The organism is Mycolicibacterium sp. 624 (assembly GCF_040548615.1).
Taxonomy (GTDB): Bacteria; Actinomycetota; Actinomycetes; order Mycobacteriales; family Mycobacteriaceae; genus Mycobacterium.
Genome location: NZ_JBEPRZ010000001.1, coordinates 1,429,607 through 1,446,465, shown reverse-complemented (window position 1 = coordinate 1,446,465; position 16,859 = coordinate 1,429,607). Strand labels below are relative to the sequence as shown.

Genomic DNA, 16,859 nt, shown 5'->3' with positions numbered 1-16,859 from the left:
TGATGCAGGCGCACGGCAGAGGCAATGGCCAAAACTGCAGGACGAATCTGCGAAAATGCAGATATGCCAGGTCCCACACCACAGCGGCGCCTCAGCGCCGATGACCTACTCGTGCTGCTGGCGGTCGGACGATCCGGTCGGTACACCCAGGCGGCCGACGAACTCGGCGTCAACCACACCACCATCGCGCGCCGCATCGCCGCGCTGGAGCAGTCCCTCGGCGGCCGGCTCCTCGCACGGGTCGGCGGCGGCTGGGAACTCACCGACCGGGGGCGTGAGGCGCTCGGTGCCGCCGAGGCGGTGGAGTCCGCGGTCCGCGCGCTCTCCGCAGACCCGGCCAGTCCCCCGGTGCTCGAGGGCGTCGTGCGCATGTCGGCGACCGACGGATTCAGCGCCTACATCGCCGCGCCGGCCATTGCCGAGGTGCAACGGCGCCATCCCGGTGTGGCGGTCGAGATCGTGGCCACCACGCGACGCGCCACACAGCAGCGGTCCGGCCTCGACTTCGAGGTGGTGGTCGGTGAACCGCAGGTTCACCGCGCCCAGGCGATTCGACTCGGCGACTACCACCTGGGTCTGTACGGGTCACGCGACTATCTGGCCCGGCGCGGGGCTCCGGCCTCGCGTGCCGAGTTGACGGGCCACCCGCTGATCTACTTCATCGATTCGATGCTGCAGGTCGACGATCTGGACCTGGCCCGAAGTGTCGCCCCCGGAATGCGCGAGTCCATCACCTCCACCAATGTGTTCGTGCACGTGGAGGCGACACGGGCTTCCGCAGGCCTGGGCCTGCTGCCCTGTTTCATGGCTGCCCGCCACGACGATCTCGTCCGCGTGCTGCCCGACACCGTCGCACTGCAACTGTCGTACTGGCTCGTCACACGCGCCGAGACGATGCACCGGCCCGAGGTGGCCGCCGTGTTCGACGCGATCCGCACCCGCATGGCCGACCAACACGACGCGTTACTGGGCCTCGTGCCCTAGCGTGCAGACATGCCGTTCCTCGACACCGATGGCCCAAGCGCCTACTACCGGCACTGGGCCAGCGCCGAACCGAGTGCTGCGGTCGTGTTCCTGCACGGATTCGGCGAACACACCGGGCTGTACCACCGCTACGCATTCGCGCTGAACGCCAAGGGAATCGACGTGTGGGCCGTCGACCAGCTCGGACACGGGCTGTCACCGGGAACGCGCGGCGACTTCGGCTCCATCGAGGCGTCCTCGGCGCTCGCCGAGGAGCTGACGCAGCTGGCCGAGCGGACCAGCCCGGGGTTGCCCTTGGTGGCCGCGGGCCACTCGTTCGGCTCCATCGTCACGCTCTTCCGGGTGCTCGAGAATCCCGACCGGTACCGGGCCGCCGTCATATCGGGTGCCCCACTGATCCCGATCGCCGAGATGCTGGACGCCGACAGTTCATTCGACCTCGATCCCAGCTGGCTATCGGCAGATCCCTTCTACCTGGACTCGCTGGAGAATGACCCGTTGGCGTTCGTCGACGCCAACGGGGCCACCCTGACCCGGGAGCTGGACAGAGCGTGGGACCGATTCGGTGCCGATCTACCGTCGCTGGCGATACCGACGCTGGCCGTGCACGGCGAGTCCGACCCGATCGCCGATATCGGCGCGGTGCGCGCATACGCCGAGCAGATCGAACGGCTCGAACTGGTGGAATCCCCCGGCGGCCACCACGACATCCTCAATGACGTCAACCACCGTGAAGTCGCGGCGGTGGTCGCGGACTTCGTCATCGCGCACACCCGGTCGTGAACCGGCCGGGCCTGGCGCTCGCCGCAACCGTCGCCGTCCTCACCTGCATATCGGCGGCCTGCTCCTCGGAGACTCCCGGCGTTGACACGGCAGCGGAGCTGAACGGCACCTTCAGCGCCGTGTTCGGCCCCAGCACCACACTGGGCGGCAACGTGATTCCCGACAGCGCCGCCACCGTCACCTGGGTGGCCCGCTCGGCGTGCCGGGACACCGGATGCGTCGCCGCCGCCACGGAGGTCGCGCCCGCCGCGTCGAGTGCCCCTCGTCCGCCGAGCATGGTTCTCGACTTCGTCGGCGGTCACTGGGTATCGGTGGACGAGGTGCCGTCGGAATGTGTCAACTCCAAGGGTGAGTCGATCACCGTGCAGGGCTGGCAGACCTACGTGCTGGCGCCCAAACCCGACGGGACTCTGGTCGGCACGTACACCAACCGGTCGTCGGTCGGCGGCGCGTGCCACAACTCAACGCAGACCGTCACCCTGTCGCGCACGGGCGACGGCGATCCCGCCGTCGAGGTCGCCGACCCCGCGACGCAATCCGCCCGGCAGTCGTCCCCCGCCGCCGCCCTGTGGGGCGAGTACCGGCAGGTGCAGACCAACCCCCGCTCCGGCCAGGTCTATCCGCCGACCACCTACTCCGGCAACACACAATGCCTGCGCACCGGCGAGCGGTGTCTGACCTATCTCGTCGACCCCGACTCGAAGGCCATCCTGGTCATGACATTCGCGGAGGGACAGTGGACCTCGACGAGCGCTCCCCTCGACGCCACTTGTCCCGACGGTGGCGCCGCGAGATCGACGCTCACCGGACAGTTCGCGCTCCCCCAGCCAGTCTCCGACCCCATCCCCAAACTGACGGGCACCCAACGCACCACGCAGACCGGGACCTGTCCCGGATCGCTGACTCTTGACGTCACCCTCGACCGCGTCGGGGACGGCACGGGACGAGCACCGTGAGACGCCGCATCCTCGGCGCCGCGGCGGCCGCACTACTCATCACCGGATGTTCGTCTCAGGCCTCCCAGACCGGCATCGACACGGCCACCGGCGACGCGCATCCCACGCCGACCTTCGACGGCACCTACAGCGTGACTCAGGTACCTGGCGCCGGCGCGGACACGTGGATCGCGCGCTCGGTGTGCGACGACGACCACTGCGTGGCGACGGTGTCCATCGTCGACCCCAACCGAACCGACGGTGTTCCGTTCCGCACCAAGGTCTTCGACTTCCTCGACGGTCGGTGGACGGCCGTCTCGGAGGACCCCGGCCAGTGCACTCCCCAGGCGACCGGTGAACCGCTCGACACGGCGGTGTGGACCGTCATCTCCCTCGAACCGAAACCCGACGGCACACTGACCGGGACATACGAGGAGGCTGCCGCCGTGGGCGCGTGCACCGGTCAGCGCACACTCGAACTCACCCGGGTGGCCGACGTCAACCCGCGGATCCGACTCGCAGACCCGAACACCGTGCCGCCCCGGGCACCATCTCCCGCGACGGCGTTGCGCGGCAGCTACACCTACTCACAGACCCATCGGCCCACCGGCACGACGTTCCCGATCGAGAACTATCGCGGCGAAACCCATTGCCTACGAACGGGTGAACGCTGCCAGACGCTGCTTCGGGGCGACAACGACGCGGTGCTCGCCCTGACCTTCGCCGATGATCGGTGGACCGAATCCACACCGCCGCTGCCTGCCGACTGCCCGGGCACGACCACGTCCCGCTACGTCACGACCAGCAGATTCGACCTACCTCAACCACCGGTGGATCCGCTGCCGGTGCTGACCGGCCGTGCGCATCAGGTCGTGACAGGCGGCTGTGACTCCACCTTCGACCTCGACCTCGAACTGCGGCGCACCGGAGACTAGAGCCAGGTGTCGGCAGTGGTGGTGGTGATGAACTGCTCGAGATCGTCACGCCACTGCGCGGGCGTGTTCTTGTCCGGCTCGATACCGGTGTACTCACCGCGGTAGAACAGCAGCGGCCGAGGCTTGCGCTTGGGCACCTCCGAAAGCGAGTGCACCGCGCCGAAGACGACGAAGTGGTCGCCGCCGTCATGGACCGACGCCACCGTGCAGTCGATGTGCGCCAGCGTGTCCTTGATCAGCGGTGACCCGAGTTCAGATGGGCTCCAGTCGATTCCGGCGAACTTGTCGGGTTCCCTGGAGCCGAACCGCGCGGAGACGTCCTTCTGCTTCTCGTGCAGCACGTTGACGCAGAACTTCCCGCTGGCCTCGATGGCCTGCCACGACCGCGAGACCTTGGTCGGGCAGAACAGCACCAGCGGCGGATCCAGCGACAGCGCTGCGAACGACTGGCATGCGAACCCCACCGGCACGTCCTCGTGCATCGTGGTGATGATCGTGATGCCGGTGCAGAACTGGCCAAGCACGCTACGGAATGTCCGCGGGTCTATCTCGTTGGCGGTCACGATATCGACTACTTGAACCCGACGCTGAAGTCGTGACCCCACAGGCTGACCGCGGTGCTCTCCCTGGCCACCCAACCGTCGTCGGCGACCTCGAGTCCCTCACAACCGAACTCGATGTCGAACCCGCCGGGGGTCTTCATGTAGAACGACAGCATCTTGTCGTTGACGTGGCGCCCCAGAGTCGCCGACATCTTCACCTTGCGGCGCAGCGCGCGGTCCAGGCACAACCCGACGTCATCGGCGCAGCCCACCTCAACCATGAGATGGACAATCCCGCTGGGGGTTTCGCCCGGCATGAACGCCAAACTATGGTGCCGAGGATTCACCCCGAGGAAGCGCAGCCAAGCGGGCGGCCCGTCGGCGGGACGGCCGACCAATTGCGGGGGCAGACGCATTGAGTCGCGCAGGCTGAACCCGAGGACGTCGCGGTAGAAGTGCAGAGTCTCGGCATCGTCGCGGGTGGTCAACACGACGTGACCAAGGCCCTGCTCCTCGGTGACGAACTTGTGGCCATACGGACTGACCAGACGCCGGTGCTCGAGAGCCGCGCCGTGAAACACCTCAAGCGTATTGCCCGACGGGTCATCGAAGACGATCATCTCGTCGACACGACGCTCGGCCAGCTCGGTGGCGGTCGCCTCCTTGTAGGGCGTGCCCTCGAGGTCGAGACGCTTGCGGATCTCCTGCAGGTCTGCGGCGTTCGCCGCTTCCCAGCCGGACTGCATTAGCCGGTCGTGCTCGCCCGGCACGATGACCAGGCGGGCCGGGAACTCGTCCATCCGCAGGTAGAGCGCGCCGTCAGTGGAGCCTGAGCCCTCGACCATGCCGAGGACCTTCAGCCCGTACTCGCGCCAGGCCGATATGTCGGTGGCCTCGATGCGCAGGTATCCAAGTGACTTGATGCTCATCGCTCAACTCCCAAGAAAATCAACCGTCAGCTTGTTGAACTCGTCGAACTTCTCCAGCTGTGCCCAGTGTCCGCACTGACCGAACACGTGCAGTTGAGCGCGCTGAATCTGCTTGAGTGCCACCAGAGCACCATCGAGCGGGTTGACTCGGTCCTCGCGTCCCCAGATCAGCAGCACGGGCTGACGCAGCTTGTAGACCTCGCGCCACATCATGCCGAGTTCGAAGTCAGCACCCGCGAAGGACTTGCCCATGGCCTTAGCCGCCGCCAGCGACTCAGGCTGGCTGGCGATCGCGAAACGCTCGTCGATGAGTTCAGGTGTGACCAGGTTCTGGTCGAACACCATGATGCGCAGGAACTTCTCCATGTTCTCGCGCGTGGGTTGATGGGTGAACTTGCCCAGCAACTTCACACCCTCGGTGGGGTCGGGCGCGAACAGGTTCACACTCAGACCACCGGGGCCCATCAACACCAGCCGACCGGCGCGCTTCGGGTTGTCCAGCGCGAACCGCACCGCGGTGCCGCCACCCAGCGAGTTGCCCACCAGCGCAGCACGTTCGATGCCCAGGTGATCGAACAGAGCCAGCAGGGCGTTGGCGCTGTACCGGTTGTACTGCTCGTGCTCGGTGTGCTTGTCGGAGTGGCCGTAGCCGGGCTGATCGACGGCCAGCACATGGAAGTGCTGCGCCAACACCGCGATGTTCTTCGAGAAATTCGACCAGCTCGACGCCCCGGGACCACCGCCGTGCAGCAGCACGACAGTCCCCGCGGTCTCCCGGTTGCTGACGCCTGCCTCGTGATAGTGCAGACGCATCTGGTCGGTGACCTGCGCGTACCGCGAGGTCGACTCGAACGTTATGTCCTGGACAGCGGTCATCAGACCATCGTGTCCTGTGGCGGCAGCCCGAATGCGTCATTGCCGAAGATCAGGTAGGCACGTTCCGGCTCGTTGGCCGCGTGCACGCGGCCGGCATGCGCGTCGCGCCAGAATCGCTGGACGGGCTGGTCGACGTTGAGCGCGGTGGCACCCGATGCCTCGAACAGCAGATCGATCGACGCGATCGCACGCGCGGTGGCGCGCACCTGGTCCCGGCGGGCGCGGGCACGCAGTTCGAACGGAATCTCCTTGTCCGCCTTGAGCAGTGCGTACTCGTCGCCGACGTTGCCGATCAACTGACGCCACCCGGCGTCGATGTCACTGGCAGCTTCGGCGATGCGGACCTTGGCGAACGGATCGTCCTTGGACTTCTCACCGGCGAACGCTGCGCGCACGCGCTTGCCCTGATGCTCTACGTGGGCGTCGTAGGCGCCGTAGGCCATTCCCATGATGGGGGCCGAGATGGTGGTGGGATGCACTGTGCCCCACGGCATCTTGTACACCGGCGCGGTGTTGTTCTCCAGGCCGCCCGCGGTGCGATCGTTCATCGCCTTGTAGGACAGGAAGCGGTGCGTCGGCACGAACACGTCCTTGACCACGACGTTGTTGCTGCCGGTGCCCTTCAGCCCGACGACGTTCCAGACGTCGTCGATGCGGTACTCGGTGCGCGGAATCAGGAAGCTGCCGAAGTCGACCGGCTTGCCGTCCTTGATGACCGGGCCGCCGAGGAACGCCCAGGTGGCGTGGTCGCAACCGGATGACCACTGCCAGGCACCGCTGACGAGGTAGCCGCCATCGACGACGACGCCCGCACCCATCGGTGCGTAGGAGGACGAGATGCGGACCGTCGGGTCCTCACCCCAGACCTCGTCCTGCGCACGCTGATCGAACAGCGCGAGGTGCCAGTTGTGCACGCCGATGATCGAGCTCACCCAACCGGTCGAACCACACGCGCTGGCAAGCCTGCGGGCCGCCTCGTAGAACAGCGTCGGATCGCACTGCAGGCCACCCCACTGCTCGGGCTGCAGGAGCTTGAAGAAGCCGACCTCGTCGAGATCGGCCACGGTCTCATCAGGAAGACGGCGCAAATCCTCGGCCGCCTGCGCCCGCTTGGCGATCCGCGGCAACAAATCATCGATGCCGTCTAGGACCGACTGCGCGTCTCGTTGTTCAATGGACGTCACTGAATTGCCTCCAGGATCGGCGGGGCTAGGTATTTAGAGTATCCAGCTCTAGTCGCAAGATTAGAACACGTTACGATTTGTGTCGAGTAGGGCCTATCCATGGCGGCTAGACCTGCGGAAGCGCATTTTTGTAACATGTTCTAGTTCTGGCCATACAACGTGACGAGAGGGGACGGACCGTGACGGACGAGCCACTCGGCAACCACGTGCTCGAACTGGAGTTGGCGGGCGTCATCGAGGAGACCGCGGATGCGCGATCGCTCGTGTTCAAGACGCCGGACGGAGCCGACGTACCGGCCGACCGGCTGCGATATGCGCCCGGCCAGTTCCTCACGCTGCGGGTGCCCAGTGACCGCACCGGGTCGGTGGCGCGCTGCTACTCACTGAGTAGCTCGCCCTACACCGACGACGCGCTCACGGTCACCGTCAAGCGCACCGACGGGGGATACGCGTCGCACTGGTTGTGCGATAACGCCCACGCCGGTATGCGCATCCACGTGCTCGCGCCGTCGGGCACCTTCGTGCCCAAGACGCTCGACACCGACTTCCTCCTGATGGCCGCGGGCAGCGGTATCACGCCGATGATGGCGATCTGCAAGTCCGCGCTGTCCGAGGGCTCCGGCAAGGTGGTGCTGGTCTACGCCAACCGCGATGAGAAGTCGGTGATCTTTGCCGGCGCGCTGCGCGACCTGGCGGCGAAGTACCCCGACCGGCTGACGGTCGTGCACTGGCTTGAGACGGTGCAGGGACTGCCGTCCGCGGCCGCGCTCGCCACGTTGGTGTCGCCGTACGTGGGCCACGAGGCGTTCATCTGCGGCCCCGGCCCGTTCATGGCCGGCGCGCAGGAAGCACTCAATGCCGCGGGCACCGCGCCCGATCGGATCCATGTCGAGGTGTTCAAGTCACTGGAGTCCGACCCGTTCGCGGCTGTGGTGATCGATGACTCCGACGACGACGACCGCGGCCCCGCCACCGCCGTGGTGACACTCGACGGCGAGACCCACGAGATCCGTTGGCCACGTAGTGCCAAGTTGCTCGACGTGCTGTTGGACAAGGGCCTCGACGCGCCGTTCTCCTGCCGCGAGGGGCACTGCGGCGCCTGCGCGGTGCTGCTGAAGAGCGGCGAGGTCGACATGGAGATCAATGACGTGCTCGAGGCGTCCGATCTCGAGGAGGGCCTGATCCTGGGCTGCCAGGCGATCCCGAAGTCCGATTCGGTCGAAGTCACCTATGACGAGTAGAGCGCGGGCTAACGTGGGCCCGACCGCATCGGCGGGCAGGAGCGCAGCGACTCGGGAAGAAGTGATCGCGGGTCAGAGCGCAGCGACTCGGGAGAATGTGTGAGGAACAATATGAAGCGGCTCGCCACCAGCGCTGCCTTGCTCTCGGCGTCCTGGCTGACGCTGGCACTCGTCACGCCGATGGCGGTGTCGGCCGCGGCGGAGAACAGTGCGACAGCATCGATCCCCATCGATCCGGTGGTCACGCTGGAGATGCACACGACGGCCAATTGCGTTCTCGCCGAGAATCAGTGCTACTTCACCACCGCGGCGAACCTGCGCGGACCCGACGGGCCGATCCCCTTCCCCTGGGACTTCTACGGCAAGCAGAGCACCACGGTGCGGTCGATGGACCGCGACATGTACATGGATTCGGACTTCAACGCGCCGAACACTCGGATGTTCAAGTCCATCAACGACACTCAGTTCGCGACTGTCTACGCCGGCAGCGGCCCGCCGGAGAAGTTCATGCTGCACGGCAGCACCCGCACCACCGACTGGTCGACCGGCCGGCCCAAGACCGACGCCGACTACATCGTGTGCTCATACATCCAGGTGGTCTACGGCACGGTGAACCTCACCACACCGACCGCCTGCGCGCAGACGACCTACTGAGACTGCCGAGCAGACGCAAAACTGCCCCTTTTCGCGTGAAAAGGGGCAGTTTTGTGTCTGCTCGCGGGAGAAACAGGGGTCAGCGCGGCAGACCCAGTAACCGCTCGCCCGCGAGGTTGAGCAGGATCTGCTCGGTGCCGCCCGCGATGGACAGGCACAGGCTGTTGAGGAAGTAGCGGACATCGGGCGAATCCACGATGCCCGCACCCGGTTCGGAGTCCATGATCGCCTCGGCCAGCCGCTGCCGGTACCGCACGCCGATCAACTTGCGCACGCTCGACGGAGCACCCGGGTCGTGGCCCCCGACGGCCATCTTCGCGATCAACTGGTCGAGAAGAGAGCCGACCTGTGCCAGGACGATCAGTGCGCCGATCCGGTCCGTGTCGACCGGGTCGAGTTCGGCGTCGCCGATCATGGCGAGCAAGTGCTCCATGCCCTTGTCGAGCGCACCGCCGGCGGCGATCGCCACGCGCTCGTTGGCCAGCGTGGTGCGGGCAAGCGGCCAGCCGCCGTCGACGGGTCCGACAACCATGTCGTCGGGGACGAACAGGTCGTCGAAGAACACCTCGTTGAACAGTGCCTCGCCGGTGATCTCGCGCAGCGGCCGGATGTCGATGCCCGCCGACTTCATGTCCACCAGGAAGTAGGTGATGCCCTTGTGCTTGGGCACGTCGGGGTTGGTGCGGGCCAGGCAGATGCCCCAGTCGGCGCGGTGCGCGTTCGACGTCCAGACCTTCTGCCCGGTCAGCTTCCAGCCCCCCTCGGTGCGAACGGCCTTGGTGCGCAACGCCGCAAGGTCACTACCCGCACCCGGCTCACTGAAGAGCTGGCACCAGTAGACGTCGCCGTTGAGCGTGCCGGGAATGAACCTCTCGATCTGCTCGGGGCTGCCGTGGCCGAAGATCGTCGGCGCGGCCCACCAGCCGATCGAGATGTCGGGCCTGACCACGCCGGCGGCCTCGAGTTCCTGATCGATCACCAATTGCTCGGCGGGAGTCGCATCCCGGCCGTAGGGCTTTGGCCAGTGCGGGGCCATCAGGCCGGTCTCGGCGAGCGCGGCCTGACGCTTCTCCGCCGGCAGGGCGGCGATATCGGCGGCGGTCGCGGCGACCTCCGCTCGAATGCCCTCGGCACCGCTCACATCGACGTGCAGGTGCCGACGCACACCGGCACGCGTCAGCTGCGCGCACCGCCGCAACCAGAATGACCTGCCGCCCAGGAACTGGGCGTTGGCGTAGGCCCGCCGCAGGTACAGATGGGCGTCGTGTTCCCAGGTGAAGCCGATCCCGCCGAGAACCTGGATGCAGTCACGCGCATTGTCCTTCTCGGCCTCGATCCCGACGGCCGACGCGACCGCGACCGCGATCGAGAGCTGGTCGGGCTCGGGATCCGACACGGCGCTCGCCGCGTCGGCGGCCGCTGTCGAGATCTGCTCGGAGCGCAGCAGCATCTCCGCGCACATGTGCTTGACGGCCTGGAAGCTGCCGATGGGCTTGCCGAACTGCTCGCGGACCTTCGCGTACTCGGTCGCGGTCTCGACCATCCAGCGCGACAGGCCCGCTGCCTCGGCGGCCAGCAGCGTCGCGGTCAGGTCGGCCACCCGCTGATACGTCATGTCGATAACCGAGGCCGGTGCAGCCGACAGTTCAACACTGGCCAGCGGGCGGGAGAAGTCGGTGGCCGCCAGCGGTTCGACCGTGACACCGGTGGCGGTCGCGTCGACCACCAGCCAGCCATCGCCTGCGGGCAGTATCAGCACGCCGCCCGGTTCCCCACCGGTCACGAATGCGGCGCTACCGGTCGCGGTGCCCGCCGCCGAATCGAAGGTGATGTCGGAGCGCAGCGCCACACCCGCCGTGCGCTCACCGGAGACGAGCGCGTCGAGCAGCGCCTCGTCGGTGACCACGAGGGTGGCCAGCGCCGTCGTCACGACGGGACCGGGCACCAGCGCAGCGGCGGCCTCGGCGACCATCGCGCCGAGGTCCTCGATGCTGCCGCCGGCTCCACCGCGTTCCTCGTCAACCGCGACGCCGAAGAGCCCGAGATCGGCCAGACCCCGGTATGGGGTCCGCCACGCGTCGGGGTTGCCCTCCTCGACGGCGCGTACCGCCTGGATCGACCCGGATGTCGCAGCCCAGCTCCGGACGAGTTCACGCGCAGCAAACTGTTCGTCGGTGCCTGGTGCGGTTCCCGCCGCAAGAGAAGCAGCCATCTCGAGCCTCCTAGCCTTATGCGAGAAAACGTTGCTTCTCACTAGAACGTGTTCTAATGGTGACAGCGTTCGAACGTCAAGTCGACCGCCATAACGGCAGGACACCTAGAGGGTCCCAGGGGCACGGAGGTGGGAAATCAGAGATCGGAATGCGTATCCTTTCCACCTAGTGTGCAAGGAGAAGGAGCTGACCGCCGAATGTCAGGGACTTCGCTGCCAGCAGCGACCAACTCGGGTTCGGGGTCGGATTCGACCACCGGCCCACGCCAGGTGACGAACGTGGCTGTCCTAGCTGAATCCGAACTCGGATCCGAAGCTCAGCGCGAGCGACGCAAACGCATCCTCGACGCCACCCTGGCCATTGCCTCCAAGGGCGGCTACGAGGCCGTCCAGATGCGGGCCGTCGCAGAACGCGCCGACGTCGCCGTCGGCACCCTGTATCGCTACTTCCCGTCCAAGGTGCACCTGCTGGTGTCTGCCCTGGGCCGGGAGTTCGAGCGCATCGACGCCAAGACCGACCGGGCCTCCCTCACCGGCGGGACGCCGTACCAGCGACTCAACATCATGGTCGGCAAGCTCAACCGCTCGATGCAACGCAATCCCCTGCTGACCGAGGCGATGACGCGTGCATTCGTGTTCGCCGACGCGTCGGCGGCCGGTGAGGTCGATCACGTCGGCAAGCTGATGGACTCGATGTTCGCCAGGGCGATGAGCGACGGCGAGCCGACCGAGGATCAGTACCACATCGCCCGCGTCATCTCCGATGTCTGGCTTTCGAACCTGCTGGCCTGGCTGACCCGCAGGGCCTCGGCCACCGACGTCAGCAAGCGACTCGATCTCGCCGTGCGACTGCTGATAGGCGACGGGGAACACCCCAAGATCTGACCCGGCGGCCGGCAGGAGCGCAGCGGCCGGGGAGGATGTAGGGGTGCTACCGGCAGAACTCATCGGGGCGCTCGACGTCGCCGCCGCGACACCGCGCCTGCTCGTCACGTCGGACTTCGACGGGACGCTCGCACCCATCGTCAACGATCCCGCCGCGGCTCGTGCGTTGCCCGCTGCGGCGGAGGCCCTCATCGCGCTCGCCGACCTGCCCGACACCCACACCGCGCTGGTGTCGGGACGTGCGCTGGGCGTGCTGCGTGACCTGTCGGCGATGCCGCCGAGTGTCCATCTGGTGGGGAGCCACGGCGCGGAGTTCTTGAGCGGCTTCGCCCACGACGTGGACGAGACGCTGCTCGGCCGGATGGTCGCCGAACTGGACGCGATAGCGACGAATCGTCCCGGTGTCGCCGTGGAGACCAAGCCGGCCAGCGTCGCCCTGCACATTCGCAACGCCAGCGATGCCGACGGCGAGGCAGCGCTGGCAGCCGCACGTGCTGCGTCCACCGAATGGGACGCACACGTCACGGCGGGCAAGGCCGTGCTGGAGTTCGCCGTCATCGACACCGACAAGGGCGAGGCCGTCGACATCCTGCGCGAGCAGACCTCGGCGACAGTCGTGGTGTTCCTCGGCGACGATGTCACCGACGAGAAGGCCTTTCGCCGAATGCGCGAGGACGATATCGGGATCAAGGTCGGCCCGGGTGACACGGCGGCGGGCTTCCGCATCGGCACCCCGGATGACGTGGCCGACGTACTGGCCTACCTGCTCGCCGCGCGGCGCAGCTGAAATCGGCTCGACGAGCAGGTGTTTGAGCGTCATACTGGGCACGGTGCTGACCCCTGAGCAGATTGCCGCACGAACCGCACGCGCAGTTGCCGCCGCAACGTCCGCGGGCCGCGATCTCGGGCTCCGGGTCGCGAGTCCGCGAGTGCTCTACGACGTGTTCTCCGTCATCGTGCACCTGGACCCGGCACCCGTTGTGGTTCGAGTGCCGACCGTGCTGCCGCCATCACAGACTGCGGACCCCGAATCCCAGACCGCACAGCAGCGTTCAGAGTTGTCGGTGGCGGGGTGGCTCGCCGACAACGGCCATCCCGTCGTACCGCCGAGCCCACTGGTGCCGCGTGAACCTGTTCGGCGCGAGGGCTTCTCGATGACGTTCTGGCAGTACGTCGATCAGGTGGCCGATGTCGAACCGGACATGGTCACACGTGTCGAGCAGACGGCGCGGCTACATGCGGTGCTGCGCGACTACCCCGGTGAGGGGCTGGGGTTCTGGGCACCGTTCGGCACCTACATTCCTGACGGTTTGGCGGCGTTGGAGCATCTCCCCGACCTCCTCGATGCAGGCGATCTCGAACGGGCACAGCGAGAGTGGTCCGTTCTCGAGCCCGTGCTCACGTCACGGTCGGCGTTCGAGTCGACCTTCCCCGGTGTCGAGATCCAGCCGATTCACGGAGATGCGCCGTACCACAACATGATCACGACCGCTGATGGCGAACTGTGGTCGGACTTCGAACTCGTCACCATGGGTGCCGTCGAGTCCGACCTTGCCATGGTGGGACCCGAGGGCGTGGCCGCCTACAACGAGGCGGCCACGCCATTGGGTCTGCGCCCGCTGGACGGCCGGGTTCTGCGCGTCACCGACGCCGCGGGCCTGCTGGCAGTGGTCGCGTGTCTGGCCATGGCTCCACAGCTGCCGATGCTGACGGAGGGCGTGCAGCCGATCCTCGCGCAGTGGCGGGCAGGCCCACCACTGCGCGAGATCCCGTCCTAGGTGCCTGCGTCTAGCCCAGCAGCCAGTCGTTCGGGCTGAACAGCTCGCAGTGCACCTGCTCGGCGGGCACCCCGAGGTCGGTCAGCTGGGCCCGCACCGCCCGGACGAATCCGTCATTGCCGCAGAGGTATACCTCGGCGCCCGCGGGCACGGACACGTTGGAGAGAACCATGCGTCCGGCGTGCACGCCGGCGCGCTCACCGGTCAGGCCGTCCTCGTACCAGATGTCGAGGGTGGCGTTGGGCAACTGCGACACCAACTCCTGTTGCCGTTCCCGCAGCGGATGCTCCTGGTCGCCTCGGTCGGCGTGTAGGACATGGACCTGGCGATCGGGTGTCTGCGCGGCGAAGTACTCGAGCAGCCCGATCATCGGGGTGATGCCGATACCCGCCGACACCAGCACCGTCGGACGCTGCGCACTGTCGGGCACGGGCAGATCCCCGAACGGCATCGTGATGTCGAGCAGGTCACCCACCCGGACATTGGCCCTGATCCAGGTGGACACCTCGCCCGCGGGAGCGTCGCCATCAGCGTTGACCGGCTTCACCGCGAACGTGAGTTCCTCGGCTCCTGGCGCGTTGACCAGACTGTACTGCCGTAGCTGGCGTGCACCATCTGCCATTGTCACGCCGACTGAAATGTACTGTCCGGGAACATTATCGGGGATCGGTCCGCCGATGGGGCGGACCGACAGCAGCACGGCACCGGATGGGTCGTCGACCCGGGACACCACCGCTGCCCGCCGATGGACGTCACCGTCGGCCACACCCGCGGCGGCGTAGAGGTCGCGCTCCAGTGCGATCAGGGTGTTGGCCATGATCCAGTACACCCGGTCCCATGCCGCAGCGACATCGGCGGTCACCGTGTCGGCGCCGAGCACCTCGACGATCGCCGCGAAGAGGTTCTCGTACACGATCGGATACTGGTCGGCCGTGATGCCCAACGATGCGTGCTTGTGCCCGATCCGTGACAGCAGCTCCGACGGATGGGGCAGCTCCGGGTCGATGAGGTGCGTCGCGAAGGTCGCGATCGACGCCGCCAGTGCCCGCTGCTGTGCGCCTTGCGCCTGGTTGCCCCGATTGAACAGATTGCGAATCAGCGCAGGGTGATTGGCGAACAACGTCCGATAGAACACCGTGGTGATCTCACCGATGTTCGCCCCGACCAGCGGCAGGGTCGCCTTGATCACCTCGGCATGGTGCGGCTCGAGTTCATCGTTGACGATGGGCGGCTCTGGCAGGGTGACGGTCATTGGTGTTCCCTTCTTTCGATTGTTTGCAAAACGATGGGCAGACTTGGGCTTCCGGCGAGATCGGCGACGGTGTGGCGGTCGAGTTCGGAGTAGAAGGCCTCCTTGGCGTCATTCAGCGCACGGCGCAGCCGGCACGCCGCGATGAGCGGGCAGGGATCGTCGCCACCGCATTCGACGACCTCCCGATCTCCCTCGAGCTGGCGGATCAGCCAGCCGATCGAGGCATCGCGCCCGGCATCGGTGAGCTCGAGTCCCCCGACGCGTCCACGCCGGGCGTTGACCATGCCGAGATCGACCAGGCGCGACACCGCCTTGGCGACATGGTGCTCAGAGGCGCCCGCGCCGGCCGCGATCATGCGGGAGGTGACGCGGCGATCATTGGACTCGCCCGCAGCCAGCAGCATCATGGCGCGGAGGCCAAGATCGGTGAACCGTGTCAGCTGCATGCGTCCGACGGTATTAATTCCGCATCTGAAATGCGAGTTTTACGACTATGCGCTTTAACACCACGTCACACGCGGTTTTTTGACCTGCGCAAAGCGCTCAGGCAGGCGGTCCGGACGTGCGACCGCGGACGAGTTCGGTGTCGAGCACCTCAATCACCGGAAGCCCGGAGCGCGGCGGATCGTGCAGCAGACGACCCGCCCGCAGACCCTTCTGGACGCTGGGCTGGCGGACCGTGGTGAGGCCCCGCGCCAACGCGTCGGGGATGCCATCGAAACCCGTCACCGTCATCTGGCCTGGCACGTAGATGCCCCGCGAGCGGAGTTGGTCCATCGCCGACAACGCGAGAACGTCGGCGGTGCACATCAGCGCCGTCACGCGCGGATTGGCCTCCAGCGCCACCTCCGCGGCGATACCACCCGAGGTCGGGAGGTGCTCGGAACTCTCCACGACGGTCAGCGATTCGGGTTTCAGCCCCGCGGCCGCCAGGGCGTCATAGACACCGTGCACACGCTCACTTTGAACGTGGAAGTGCGATGTCTGCACCCGCTCGGCATCGGCCACCGCGGCCGCGCGCTCGCCGTGCGGCCACTCCCGCCCCAGACGCATTGTGAGAAGGCCTATCTCGCGGTGCCCCAGACCGATGACGTGATCGGCGATCTCGCGCATCGCGGCGCGGTCGTCGATACAGACGCGCGACGCGCCGGTCACGTCCTTGGGCTGGTCGACGACCACCAGGGGCAGCGCACGCTGCGCCACCACGGGAAGGTACGGGTCGTCGTCGGATGCGGAGTACACCACGAAGCCGTCGACCCCGGCGGACAGGACCGCAGCGGTGCCGTCGCTCACGGTGCGGTTGGGGCCCGCGGCGACGAGGAGAAGACCCTGACCGGCCTCCTCACACGATTCGGCGAGACCCGCCACGAAGTCGAGGGCCGCCGGATCGTTGAACCAATAGCTCAGCGGTTCGGTGATCATCAGGCCGACCGCACCCGCTCGCCGCGTCCGCAGGGAGCGTGCCACGGGGTCGGGGCCCGGATAGCCCATCTGCTTGGCGGTAGCCATGACACGCTCGCGCAGATCGGCCGACAGTTGGTCTGGCCGGTTGTAGGCATTGGAGATTGTGGTCCGCGAAACCTTGAGTTCGGCGGCCAACGATGCCAGGGTCGCCCGACGGCGGGGCATTGGTCCTCTGGACATGCTCCATGAGGGTAGACGAGTGATC

At 66.9% G+C, this 16,859-nt stretch carries 17 protein-coding genes; 9 read left to right on the top strand and 8 right to left on the bottom strand.

Features of this window, described 5'->3' with window-relative positions:
* The first annotated feature begins 24 nt into the window (after nt 1–24).
* The 4 genes from ABIA65_RS06810 to ABIA65_RS06795 are packed head-to-tail and all read left to right on the top strand — an operon-like array spanning nt 25 to nt 3,637.
* Nucleotides 25–984 carry a LysR family transcriptional regulator gene (locus tag ABIA65_RS06810; protein ID WP_502919528.1) on the top strand — a complete coding sequence of 320 codons (960 nt, stop codon included), beginning with the start codon at nt 25–27 and terminating at the stop codon, nt 982–984.
* 9 nt (nt 985–993) lie between these two features.
* Nucleotides 994–1,767: an alpha/beta fold hydrolase gene (locus ABIA65_RS06805; RefSeq protein ID WP_354523016.1), complete on the top strand. Its 774-nt coding sequence runs from the start codon at nt 994–996 to the stop codon at nt 1,765–1,767.
* Complete coding sequence (locus tag ABIA65_RS06800) at nt 1,764–2,723, top strand: Rv2253/PknI dimerization domain-containing protein (RefSeq protein WP_354523015.1); 960 nt, start codon at nt 1,764–1,766, stop codon at nt 2,721–2,723. Before ABIA65_RS06805 ends, ABIA65_RS06800 begins: the two co-directional genes overlap by 4 nt.
* Nucleotides 2,720–3,637 (top strand): Rv2253/PknI dimerization domain-containing protein, encoded by a 918-nt coding sequence (locus ABIA65_RS06795; RefSeq protein ID WP_354523014.1) that lies wholly within the window; start codon nt 2,720–2,722, stop codon nt 3,635–3,637. The genes ABIA65_RS06800 and ABIA65_RS06795 overlap by 4 nt, the downstream gene beginning before the upstream one ends.
* Here the strand turns inward: ABIA65_RS06795 and hsaB are convergent.
* From hsaB to hsaA, 4 genes are read right to left on the bottom strand one after another with little or no spacing between them, the layout of a single operon-like run.
* On the bottom strand, nt 3,634–4,200 hold the full coding sequence (hsaB, locus tag ABIA65_RS06790; RefSeq protein ID WP_241402862.1) for a 3-hydroxy-9,10-secoandrosta-1,3,5(10)-triene-9,17-dione monooxygenase reductase subunit: 567 nt from the start codon (nt 4,198–4,200) through the stop codon (nt 3,634–3,636). The two genes, ABIA65_RS06795 and hsaB, sit on opposite strands and share 4 nt — an antisense overlap.
* Nucleotides 4,201–4,208: 8 nt before the next feature.
* Nucleotides 4,209–5,108 (bottom strand): iron-dependent extradiol dioxygenase HsaC, encoded by a 900-nt coding sequence (gene hsaC, locus ABIA65_RS06785; protein ID WP_241402861.1) that lies wholly within the window; start codon nt 5,106–5,108, stop codon nt 4,209–4,211.
* Between the two features lie 3 nt (nt 5,109–5,111).
* Nucleotides 5,112–5,984, bottom strand: coding sequence for a 4,5:9,10-diseco-3-hydroxy-5,9,17-trioxoandrosta-1(10),2-diene-4-oate hydrolase (hsaD, locus tag ABIA65_RS06780; RefSeq protein WP_241402860.1), 873 nt, complete (start codon nt 5,982–5,984; stop codon nt 5,112–5,114).
* On the bottom strand, nt 5,984–7,168 hold the full coding sequence (hsaA, locus tag ABIA65_RS06775) for a 3-hydroxy-9,10-secoandrosta-1,3,5(10)-triene-9,17-dione monooxygenase oxygenase subunit (RefSeq protein ID WP_241402859.1): 1,185 nt from the start codon (nt 7,166–7,168) through the stop codon (nt 5,984–5,986). Before hsaA ends, hsaD begins: the two co-directional genes overlap by 1 nt.
* 179 nt (nt 7,169–7,347) lie before the next feature.
* Between hsaA and ABIA65_RS06770 the strand changes: the two genes are divergently transcribed.
* Nucleotides 7,348–8,409: a 2Fe-2S iron-sulfur cluster-binding protein gene (locus ABIA65_RS06770; RefSeq protein ID WP_354523013.1), complete on the top strand. Its 1,062-nt coding sequence runs from the start codon at nt 7,348–7,350 to the stop codon at nt 8,407–8,409.
* A 111-nt stretch (nt 8,410–8,520) separates the two neighbouring features.
* On the top strand, nt 8,521–9,063 hold the full coding sequence (locus ABIA65_RS06765; RefSeq protein ID WP_354523012.1) for a hypothetical protein: 543 nt from the start codon (nt 8,521–8,523) through the stop codon (nt 9,061–9,063).
* Between the two features lie 79 nt (nt 9,064–9,142).
* Here the strand turns inward: ABIA65_RS06765 and ABIA65_RS06760 are convergent, their stop codons facing one another.
* Nucleotides 9,143–11,275, bottom strand: a complete 2,133-nt coding sequence (locus tag ABIA65_RS06760) for an acyl-CoA dehydrogenase family protein (RefSeq protein WP_354523011.1) — start codon at nt 11,273–11,275, stop codon at nt 9,143–9,145.
* 198 nt (nt 11,276–11,473) lie between these two features.
* On the opposite strand from ABIA65_RS06760, the gene kstR reads away from it, so the two are divergent.
* Genes kstR through ABIA65_RS06745 form a run of 3 tightly spaced genes read left to right on the top strand, consistent with a single transcriptional unit; the run spans nt 11,474 to nt 13,938 of the window.
* The gene (gene kstR / locus ABIA65_RS06755) at nt 11,474–12,160 is read left to right on the top strand and encodes a cholesterol catabolism transcriptional regulator KstR (protein WP_241402855.1); all 687 of its coding nucleotides are present in this window, start codon (nt 11,474–11,476) and stop codon (nt 12,158–12,160) included.
* A 43-nt stretch (nt 12,161–12,203) separates the two neighbouring features.
* Complete coding sequence (otsB, locus tag ABIA65_RS06750) at nt 12,204–12,947, top strand: trehalose-phosphatase (protein ID WP_354523010.1); 744 nt, start codon at nt 12,204–12,206, stop codon at nt 12,945–12,947.
* Between the two features lie 43 nt (nt 12,948–12,990).
* Complete coding sequence (locus ABIA65_RS06745) at nt 12,991–13,938, top strand: phosphotransferase (protein ID WP_241405453.1); 948 nt, start codon at nt 12,991–12,993, stop codon at nt 13,936–13,938.
* A gap of 10 nt (nt 13,939–13,948) precedes the next feature.
* On the opposite strand, the gene ABIA65_RS06740 is transcribed toward ABIA65_RS06745, so the two are convergent.
* From ABIA65_RS06740 to ABIA65_RS06730, 3 genes are all read right to left on the bottom strand, one after another.
* Nucleotides 13,949–15,190 (bottom strand): NO-inducible flavohemoprotein, encoded by a 1,242-nt coding sequence (locus ABIA65_RS06740; protein WP_354523009.1) that lies wholly within the window; start codon nt 15,188–15,190, stop codon nt 13,949–13,951.
* The gene (locus tag ABIA65_RS06735) at nt 15,187–15,636 is read right to left on the bottom strand and encodes an RrF2 family transcriptional regulator (protein WP_241402852.1); all 450 of its coding nucleotides are present in this window, start codon (nt 15,634–15,636) and stop codon (nt 15,187–15,189) included. Before ABIA65_RS06735 ends, ABIA65_RS06740 begins: the two co-directional genes overlap by 4 nt.
* 97 nt (nt 15,637–15,733) lie before the next feature.
* Nucleotides 15,734–16,834 (bottom strand): Rv3575c family transcriptional regulator, encoded by a 1,101-nt coding sequence (locus ABIA65_RS06730; protein WP_241402851.1) that lies wholly within the window; start codon nt 16,832–16,834, stop codon nt 15,734–15,736.
* Nucleotides 16,835–16,859 lie beyond the last annotated feature (25 nt).

What these genes read in the sequence shown, in the direction of transcription:
- ABIA65_RS06740 (WP_354523009.1), bottom strand. Translation starts at nt 15,190, where the DNA reads ATGACCGTCACCCTGCCAGAGCCGCCCATCGTCAACGATGAACTCGAG.
- hsaC (WP_241402861.1), bottom strand. Translation starts at nt 5,108, where the DNA reads ATGAGCATCAAGTCACTTGGATACCTGCGCATCGAGGCCACCGACATA.
- ABIA65_RS06735 (WP_241402852.1), bottom strand. Translation starts at nt 15,636, where the DNA reads ATGCAGCTGACACGGTTCACCGATCTTGGCCTCCGCGCCATGATGCTG.
- hsaD (WP_241402860.1), bottom strand. Translation starts at nt 5,984, where the DNA reads ATGACCGCTGTCCAGGACATAACGTTCGAGTCGACCTCGCGGTACGCG.
- ABIA65_RS06730 (WP_241402851.1), bottom strand. Translation starts at nt 16,834, where the DNA reads ATGTCCAGAGGACCAATGCCCCGCCGTCGGGCGACCCTGGCATCGTTG.
- kstR (WP_241402855.1), top strand. Translation starts at nt 11,474, where the DNA reads ATGTCAGGGACTTCGCTGCCAGCAGCGACCAACTCGGGTTCGGGGTCG.
- ABIA65_RS06760 (WP_354523011.1), bottom strand. Translation starts at nt 11,275, where the DNA reads ATGGCTGCTTCTCTTGCGGCGGGAACCGCACCAGGCACCGACGAACAG.
- ABIA65_RS06765 (WP_354523012.1), top strand. Translation starts at nt 8,521, where the DNA reads ATGAAGCGGCTCGCCACCAGCGCTGCCTTGCTCTCGGCGTCCTGGCTG.
- ABIA65_RS06810 (WP_502919528.1), top strand. Translation starts at nt 25, where the DNA reads ATGGCCAAAACTGCAGGACGAATCTGCGAAAATGCAGATATGCCAGGT.
- ABIA65_RS06805 (WP_354523016.1), top strand. Translation starts at nt 994, where the DNA reads ATGCCGTTCCTCGACACCGATGGCCCAAGCGCCTACTACCGGCACTGG.